This is a genomic window from Anaerobacillus sp. 1_MG-2023 (genome assembly GCF_030547345.1).
Classification (GTDB): Bacteria; Bacillota; Bacilli; order Bacillales; family Guptibacillaceae; genus Guptibacillus; species Guptibacillus hwajinpoensis_B.
Map to the genome: position 1 here is coordinate 1 of NZ_JAUORD010000031.1, position 2730 is coordinate 2730.

A 2730-nucleotide genomic window follows, 5' to 3' on the forward strand; every position below is an offset into this window, starting at 1 on the left:
GATCAATGGTTGGCGCAAGGGTTAATTAATTAACTAAATATGTAGCAGCATATCTTCAACAATCTCGGAGCTTATCTTCAATAAGGTAGGCTCCTCTTTTAATGATCCATAACAGGTGGAATGATATAGAAATCATAAGGAGTATATTCCAGAATAAGGCTCTCCCTAATTAAGTGTGATTGACATTGAAAAAAGCATAATCTTCCTCTAATGTTTGTAAGCGTCAAATAATCCCCACCTTCCTTGGAAGATGGGGATTATTTGACGCTTACCTATCTAAATTTGATTTTGCAACTATTATAACTAAACATATAGCTAATATTGATGAAGTTTGGTCAAAAACAAAATAACAGGTGAAATGTCTTATTCAGTAAAAAGAGGACCAAGATTGTTGAGGACAAACAGACAAAAACCTTATGAATATTCGAGATAGAAAATTTTAAACTCTTGAAAACTCAGAAAATCGGCAATCCGACATTGACCTATTGTAACAATAATACTAAAATTTTACTATATTCCATTTAGTTAGGAGGTTACATATGAAACAAACTACTAAGGAATGGGTATATATTTTATGCTTATTTATCATTTCTATATTATTTTTCATTAATGATATAGACGAAACCTTTAAAGCAATTATTATAGTAGCTATTTTCTTGTTTGTAATTATTTTAAAGTTCTTTATCAAAGATTCGGATCACTAAAAAACTATTTATGAAGGGGATAAAAAATGTTAGTAAAAAATAATAAATTAATTCTGATTTTCACAGTTATTTTATTAGCATTTTCTATGACAAGTCTTTCTTTTAATAAAGCATATGCTGATGAAGTATATGATGGTGACTTAAGCTTACAAGAAGAACAATTAATTGAACTTTTAACAGCAATTGAAAATATGCCAGACCATGTCATCGAGCGAGGTAATCATGCTATTGAGGATTATTTAGAAAAAGAAAGTGATTTTGATTTTAATACTAATGAATTATCTAATGGTGAAATTGCTATACAACCTGCTAGTATTGGCGGTATTGCAAGCTGCGTTGGGGCAGTAGGAACTGCTATAGTTGTTAACTTTACCCCTGCAAAAATATTGAAAGTAAAATCAGCTTTAAAAACAGTAGGAGGAGCTACGAAATTTGTAAAAGCTCTAAAACCTTATTACAAAATGTCAAGAGAAGATAACTTGAGTAAAACAGCTTCGATAAAACAAGCTGTTAAACTGGCTGCTGGAGATGCTGGCCCTGATGCTAAGGAAGCTTTATTAGATTTATTTGGGGTTTCCACAGTTATTGGAGCTTGTTCAGGAGCTTTTGAATAAATCGAGTAGGGGACTAGCCATTGATTGGCTAGTCCCCTACTCGATTGGATTCTTTCGCAATTGGGCGTAATTTAAGAACAAGGAATTGTGTTATTGTTCCGTAAACTCGGAGCTTATCTTTAATAAATTCAGCCTCGTTTTTAAGGAGAAATAAGAGGTCTAGTACTTCAACAAATAAGCAGTAATTCAATTAGAAGCTTTTTCAATAGACAACCGAATTTATAAGACGCAAGACCTATTTCGAAATAATACCAAAGAGCATTTCTAGGAAGTTCCATGAAATGTAAGATTAAAGAAAAGTTTGAAAGTAGGTCTAAGGAATTAATGATAAAAGCTGAAAAGAAGTATAAGTTTTGGGTTTTTATAAGGAATTTTTTATTAGTATTGATAGGCGCACTTGTTATTTGGGTCATTTACAATAACTTACTAAGCGCTTATGAACAAAAAAAGTACAAGCCATTAGGGGAAATCGTTGAGGTTGACGGTAAGGAAATGCACATTTACTCAAAAGGTGAAGGAGATAACACGATCGTTTTAATGAGTGGCCTTGGAACAGCAGCACCAGTACTGGATTTTGAACCTTTGATAGATGAAATTTCAAAGACTAATAGGGTTGTAGTTGTAGAGCCCTTTGGGTATGGTTGGAGCGATATCACCAACAAGGAACGAACGGTGAAGAACATTGTAGAGGAAATGAGGTTAGCATTAAAAAAAGCGGACATACCAGGGCCATACATTCTTATGCCTCATTCAATTTCTGGTATTTACAGTATGTATTTTGCTACTACATACCCAGAGGAAGTTAAAGCGATTGTAGGAATTGACCCAACTTTGCCACAAGCTTTAAATTATTTTGGAGAAAATTCTCCAACAATGCCCAGTTATTTAAGTTATTTGGCACCAACTGGTATAGCAAGATTAGCCCTAATGATTAGTCCTGAAAATTTTTTACCTATTGCTAGTGATGGTACCTATTCTGAAGAAAATTTAAAAATGACAAAGGCAATCTCCGCATGGAAGGGTTATAACAAAAGCGTTGTTAATGAAACTAATAATATAGAAGATACCGTTGACATGACGGTGGGGATGAAATTTCCTCCTAATATTCCGGTTTTGATTTTCACTACCGAAAAAGGGGACATAAGAGAAGATGGTAAGAACAATCTGTCCTTTTATAAAACACAGTTAACTAATACCCCTTCTAGTAAAGTTGTTTTATTAGTGGGACACCATTACCTTCATTGGACTCGTTATGAGGAAATTAGTAAAGATGTGAATGAATTTATAAATTCATTCAATGAAAATCAATAATACCAACGTAAATAAGTTTTTAAACAATCTCGGAGCATTTCTTGAATAATTTCATTTAATGCCAAGGAGTTAGTTTTAAATAGAAGGAGCTGTTAAGACTG

3 protein-coding genes are annotated in these 2730 nt (G+C 33.0%); all 3 read left to right on the forward strand.

The features are described 5' to 3' along the window. Positions 1 to 539: 539 nt before the first annotated feature. The 3 genes from Q4550_RS23080 to Q4550_RS23090 all read left to right on the forward strand — a co-directional run bounded on the left by Q4550_RS23080 (position 540) and on the right by Q4550_RS23090 (position 2629). Complete coding sequence (locus Q4550_RS23080; RefSeq protein WP_194218893.1) at positions 540 to 704, forward strand: hypothetical protein; 165 nt, start codon at positions 540 to 542, stop codon at positions 702 to 704. A gap of 26 nt (positions 705 to 730) precedes the next feature. Continuing rightward, positions 731 to 1318, forward strand: a complete 588-nt coding sequence (locus tag Q4550_RS23085; RefSeq protein ID WP_194218894.1) for a hypothetical protein — start codon at positions 731 to 733, stop codon at positions 1316 to 1318. 276 nt (positions 1319 to 1594) lie between these two features. Continuing rightward, positions 1595 to 2629, forward strand: coding sequence for an alpha/beta fold hydrolase (locus Q4550_RS23090; RefSeq protein WP_303536492.1), 1035 nt, complete (start codon positions 1595 to 1597; stop codon positions 2627 to 2629). The last annotated feature ends 101 nt before the right edge of the window (positions 2630 to 2730 follow it).

Coding starts and splice junctions, on each gene's coding strand:
- Q4550_RS23085 (WP_194218894.1), top strand. CDS start 731: ATGTTAGTAAAAAATAATAAATTAATTCTGATTTTCACAGTTATTTTA.
- Q4550_RS23090 (WP_303536492.1), top strand. CDS start 1,595: ATGAAATGTAAGATTAAAGAAAAGTTTGAAAGTAGGTCTAAGGAATTA.
- Q4550_RS23080 (WP_194218893.1), top strand. CDS start 540: ATGAAACAAACTACTAAGGAATGGGTATATATTTTATGCTTATTTATC.